The organism is Hydrogenophaga sp. GW101-3F08, assembly GCF_059424585.1.
The window spans coordinates 11,231-15,902 of record NZ_JBWKZP010000010.1 but is presented as its reverse complement, the minus strand read 5'-3'; the positions used below and the strand labels follow the sequence as shown (position 1 = coordinate 15,902).

Sequence of the window (4,672 nt, the reverse complement as noted above, 5' to 3'; positions counted from 1 at the left end):
TCAAACTCCTCCTTGTGTGGGCAGACGGCATAGAAGCACCTGGAAAGTGCCATGCTTTTGAATTACAACTTGCTGATGTTACGAGGACGTTGTTGACAAAAAGACACATCTTTGTCACAAGCATTAAACACATCGACTGAGGTGCAACCGCGATAGTTAAATTTGACGCATCAGCTTGCTTCGAGCCAAGCTCAAACCTTTGAGTGTGTACAAACGTTACAAAAGTAACAGGCCAACCCCTGTCAGATTTGACAGGGGTCAGGCTGGCATGCCGACAACTGTTGGCGCTGACCGAAAACTGAGCTTGGTGAACAAACTGCTCTGCTTTTTTGTGCAGCAGAGAACGAGTAGTGATCACCATGGGCATGATTGGCAGAATCCGGCACTTGCATGCCCGGAAGAACTAGTCGGAGTGCGTGATTGCGCGCATGACAGGGCTTTCGCACAACACGGTTGCGAAGCGGCTGCACGGGTGACGTGGACGGCCCACCAAAGTACCGGCGCAGTGGACAGCCCAACAAGCTCACGGCGTTCCACGACGCGCACAGGCAAGCGTAGAAGTGGCCCCGCAAATCTGAACAGGTGAGATAGAGCAGGCTCCGCCCATTGAGCTGGCCCAAGGCGGGTTGGCGAGAAGGAGTTTGCGATGAACAAGAAAGCATCCGAGGGGCGCACGCGCCGCTCCCACAGTGCAGCATTCAAGGCAAAGGTGGTGCTTGTGGGACTCCGCGAGTACAAGACCATGGCCGAGCTCTGCAAGGAGTTCGAACTGCATCCGACGCAGATCAACAAATAGAAGTGCCCGTTGCGCGAGCGCGCGGCCGACGTCTTTGGCGCCGGCTCGGCCCCCGAGCCAGTCGATCTGGCCCCGCTGCAGGCCAAGACCGGGAAAATGGCGCTGAAGAATGATTTTTTGGAAAGCGCACTCACCAAGGCGGGATTGCCGAGCGCAAAGTGATGGTTGACCGTGCTCCCTTTGAGCGTGGTACGTCAGGCCCGTTTGCTGGAGATCAGCCGCAGTTCCGTGTACTACCAGCACCGCCCCACCAGGTAGGCTTGCTTCGCACAGGCGCCTACCGCCCGCAATCGCTCTTGAGCTGAGGGAACGCTTGCGCAAGAGACTGCTGCTTTGGGTCGGGAGTACCAGTTCAAGGGATAGAGCAGCGGTCGGTGATATGGACCCAGCCGGATCGCGGAAGCTCTATGTCCTTTGAAGACCACACTCATCAAAGATCGCCCACCCGACAAGGGAAGAGCAGAGCTCATGTGAACAACTCGCGGTCCAGAATGGCCTGCTTGGAACTCAGCGTCGTAACTGCACGCAGCCATCTAACGGAGCGAGCTCGATCAACTGGCCAGCCAGCTGGCGGACATCCTGGTGACGAATGATGCTCTCTCGTATGCGTACGGCAAACCATGTAGTGCCACTATCATCGGCTTCACACCTCGGATCAGCTGAAATTGAAATGCAGGCTCGCACAAGCAGAGATATTGCCTGTCGATTGGTTCACCTCAATGTGATCAAGGGCCGCTGGCGCCCAGAGGGCTTCAGTAACACCGTTTCTCACCAACCCCTGACCCACGTCAAAACCTCTCTCGAGGTATTCACCGAGCGCCTCTCGAACACGTGCTCGAAAGTCTGCCTCAGACTGGGCCGTTGCGATCATTGAGCAAAGGGTCCGCCCCTCGCCAGTGGCTGAAATATCGGCCCAACCTGTCCAGATCTTCATTTCGTCCACTTTGCCGCTCCTTCTATCCGTGGATGGCCATGGTGCGTCCCACATACCTGTGGAAGCGCTGTGCACCAACAACTATTGAAACAAGAGGGCAAGGCGTTGACCTTCATTCGGAAAACTCCGCGAGGTCCGATGACAAATCAGCGCCACTCGAGCCTCCAGCGACGATCACGATCTACACATCGTGCCTAAACCTGGCCATCAACTCCTGCAGCTGGGCTTCGCTAACGCCGCGGAACTGACCCCGTGTGATGCGGGACACCATAGATTGATCAATGCCCAGAAGAACGGCAGCACCTTCCTGCGTCAGGCGGCGAGCCTTGATCGCACGAGCGATCTCTCCTGCGAGCTGGGACTTGCGCTGCATTTGCGCGGCGTTGGTGTAGCCCAGGTCGGCATAGACATTCGTGCCGCCGTCTTCGATGGTGATTTCGTTCTGCCCATTCATTCGCGTACTCCTTGCTGCTGCGCTTGCCACGCTTCGAAAGCCTGCTTCGCGGCTTTCAGGCGGACATGGGTCAAGTCAATGTCCTGCTTTGGCGCAGCGATGCCGGCCAGGGACTTTTCCCGCAAGCAGCCCCGAGCGCCGAGCCTCGTGGCTCAACGGCCTCAATCCCCAACTTCAAAGATCGCAGACCGGTTGAAGCGGTCGTTTTCCGGAACCCCACGCCGCAAGTACCCCCGCGGGTTGCAAACGATGCGGGTCCCACAGACTTCATAGTCCATGCAGTCGTGCATGTGACCGTGGACCCACCACCGTGATCGCCCCATCAGTCGGGTCAAATCCGAAACAAATGCCCCACTGAGGATGTTCTGCCTGTACCGCTCCGGAATCGAGTTCGGATGCGGAGCGTGGTGGGTCACAACCACGGAATTGCCAACCGAACCTTCGCCAAGCGCCTGCTCCAGCCAGTAGACACTGTCGAGGTGAATCTGGCGCGTCTGATCGGGTTGCAGCTTGGATTGTTTGACCATTGGGCCTTCACCCCGCCATCGCCGGATGAGGCGGTAGTCGTTCATGGCTACGCCGGCACGTTCCATCAGTTCCTGGCGCCGGTGCGCTCCCATCAGTTCGAAGTCGGTCCACAAGGTGCATCCGAGGAAACGCACCCCTCCGAACTCCACACTGCTGTTCTCCAGCAGATGGATGCCCAACTCGCCCGCGCACTTGACCATGGCCGCCTGTACCTCCTCCATCACGCCCAGGTAGTACTCATGGTTCCCGGCCACATAGATGATCTCGTGCTTTGGGAATGATGTTCGGGCCCAGCGCAGGCCAAACGTTCCCTCATCAATGTCACCGGCCAGGATCACCACATCCGCTTCATCGCCCGGATGCCTGCCAGCTTTGAAAAAAGGCAAAGGATCGGTCTCCAGGTGCAGGTCTGACATGACCAGGATCTTCATGTGCTGCTCCCGGGCGTTGGCCGACCAAGTGTTGTGCGCACCTCGGGTGCGAGCCAGTGCGCGTCCGGATACTCCCGTGGCATCCGATCCACGTCCTGGATCATCTGCAGCAGATCAGCCGGTTCTGGGTAATGGCGCAGCGTCACGCGCGCTTGCTGCTTGAGGTCTTCGGGGACGTCTTGTCGAGATCGCATCTCGCGCAGGATTTCGCCGGCAAAGCGAAGGGCACGGGCCCGCTCATCTGGCATCGTCATGTTCATGCTCCTTTCAGATGGAATCGCTGGTGATCCACGAACTCACCCAGCCCGTTCTTGATGCACCGGAAGTCCACCGCCCGCGCATCAAAGCCCAGCCACTCGCGTTGCGTGGCATAGGCCTCACTCAGGTCGTCGTGTGTGTGACCATGGAAAGTCCGCACCACACCCATGTCCCTGGCCAGCTGATCCAGCGCCCCCCAACCATGAGGGTGACAGGACGGTGCTTCGTGGGTGACCAGAATGTCCGTGCGCTGTTGCCCCAGGGCGTCGACATCGTCGGGATAGATCGCGCCGTTGAACTTCGGACTCGGTCGCTGCCCATCGCGCCAGCCATGCGCACCGCGTTTCATCGCACCGGCCTTGTCCAGAAAGGTCGGCGGTGACGGTGGTGTCCACACCCTGCCCATGAAGTGGCCACCCAGACCCGCGACGCGGATGCCATCCAGGTTCACCACACGACCGTGCAATGCCACGGCATCGCCGCAGTCGTGCAGACACGACCAGTGGGCGCAGGTGTCGGCATCGTGGTTGCCGTGGATGAACGCCACTCGCAGACCTGGTGACGACGCCAGCGCGTGCGCCAGGATCTCTCGCAGCGGTCGCTGGTCGATGTCCAGGTCGCCCAGAAACACCAGCCAGTTTGGCGAGGCTTGCTGTTGACGCGCCAAGAGCAGCGCGGCTTCGATGTGGGCAAAACCACCGTGAACATCGCCAAGAAACCAGAGCCGGCGCAGTGTGACCTCGTGCTGCCGGTCAAAGGCCTGCATGGACCGTCCCGTGGTGGGACATGCGTTCATGAGCACCTCTCCAGAATCATGTGCTCCAGCCTGTCGGCATCAGATTCGGTGAATCCGGTGGTCTGGTCGGTCACCAGCAGGTTCGGGCACTCGGTTTCGAACCACCATGGCCGGTCATCGATGGCGATCCAGGGATGGGTCAAGGTCCTGTTCTGGTGGAGCCAGGTCTCGATCTCTCTCTGCCTTGGCCATTCGCTCAGCGGCACCGGGTACCAGATGCGCTCGTAGAAGTTGATCACCGGCGTGCCCCCGACAACTCGCGATGCGATGTCGCTGGAAAACCGCTCTCGCAGCTCTTCCATCGAATGGATTTCTCGCCAGGACGTGCTGAGGACCACCAGCACGTCCGGGTGAGATCGCAGAACCGCTTCGATCAGGGGCAGTGACTGGAACAGGGAAGCGTCTTCGCACACTTGCGGGTGCGTGACACCATCAAAATCCAGAAACAGGATGGGCGCAGTTTCGGTGTTCATAG

Annotated in this window: 8 protein-coding genes and 1 pseudogene; 3 read left to right on the top strand and 6 right to left on the bottom strand. The window is 59.1% G+C overall.

Annotation, left to right across the window (positions count from 1 at the left end):
* Positions 1-416 precede the first annotated feature (416 nt).
* The 3 genes and pseudogenes from AC07YZ_RS21005 to AC07YZ_RS20995 all read left to right on the top strand — a co-directional run.
* A pseudogene (locus tag AC07YZ_RS21005) lies at positions 417-555 on the top strand (IS21 family transposase); the annotation flags it as partial.
* Positions 556-646: 91 nt separating this feature from the next.
* Positions 647-796 carry a transposase gene (locus AC07YZ_RS21000; RefSeq protein WP_494796201.1) on the top strand — a complete coding sequence of 50 codons (150 nt, stop codon included), beginning with the start codon at positions 647-649 and terminating at the stop codon, positions 794-796.
* A gap of 9 nt (positions 797-805) precedes the next feature.
* A complete protein-coding gene (locus AC07YZ_RS20995) occupies positions 806-958 on the top strand; it encodes a hypothetical protein (RefSeq protein ID WP_494796200.1) in 153 nt (50 codons plus the stop codon).
* A 493-nt stretch (positions 959-1,451) separates the two neighbouring features.
* Here the strand turns inward: AC07YZ_RS20995 and AC07YZ_RS20990 are convergent, their stop codons facing one another.
* From AC07YZ_RS20990 to AC07YZ_RS20965, 6 genes are all read right to left on the bottom strand, one after another.
* On the bottom strand, positions 1,452-1,739 hold the full coding sequence (locus AC07YZ_RS20990) for a hypothetical protein (protein WP_494796199.1): 288 nt from the start codon (positions 1,737-1,739) through the stop codon (positions 1,452-1,454).
* A 172-nt stretch (positions 1,740-1,911) separates the two neighbouring features.
* Positions 1,912-2,184, bottom strand: coding sequence for a helix-turn-helix domain-containing protein (locus tag AC07YZ_RS20985; protein WP_494796198.1), 273 nt, complete (start codon positions 2,182-2,184; stop codon positions 1,912-1,914).
* A gap of 161 nt (positions 2,185-2,345) precedes the next feature.
* The gene (locus AC07YZ_RS20980) at positions 2,346-3,143 is read right to left on the bottom strand and encodes a metallophosphoesterase (RefSeq protein WP_494796197.1); all 798 of its coding nucleotides are present in this window, start codon (positions 3,141-3,143) and stop codon (positions 2,346-2,348) included.
* Positions 3,140-3,403: a BPSL0761 family protein gene (locus AC07YZ_RS20975; protein ID WP_494796196.1), complete on the bottom strand. Its 264-nt coding sequence runs from the start codon at positions 3,401-3,403 to the stop codon at positions 3,140-3,142. Before AC07YZ_RS20975 ends, AC07YZ_RS20980 begins: the two co-directional genes overlap by 4 nt.
* Positions 3,400-4,197, bottom strand: a complete 798-nt coding sequence (locus AC07YZ_RS20970; protein ID WP_494796195.1) for a metallophosphoesterase family protein — start codon at positions 4,195-4,197, stop codon at positions 3,400-3,402. Before AC07YZ_RS20970 ends, AC07YZ_RS20975 begins: the two co-directional genes overlap by 4 nt.
* The gene (locus AC07YZ_RS20965; protein WP_494796194.1) at positions 4,194-4,670 is read right to left on the bottom strand and encodes an HAD domain-containing protein; all 477 of its coding nucleotides are present in this window, start codon (positions 4,668-4,670) and stop codon (positions 4,194-4,196) included. Before AC07YZ_RS20965 ends, AC07YZ_RS20970 begins: the two co-directional genes overlap by 4 nt.
* Positions 4,671-4,672: the final 2 nt, after the last annotated feature.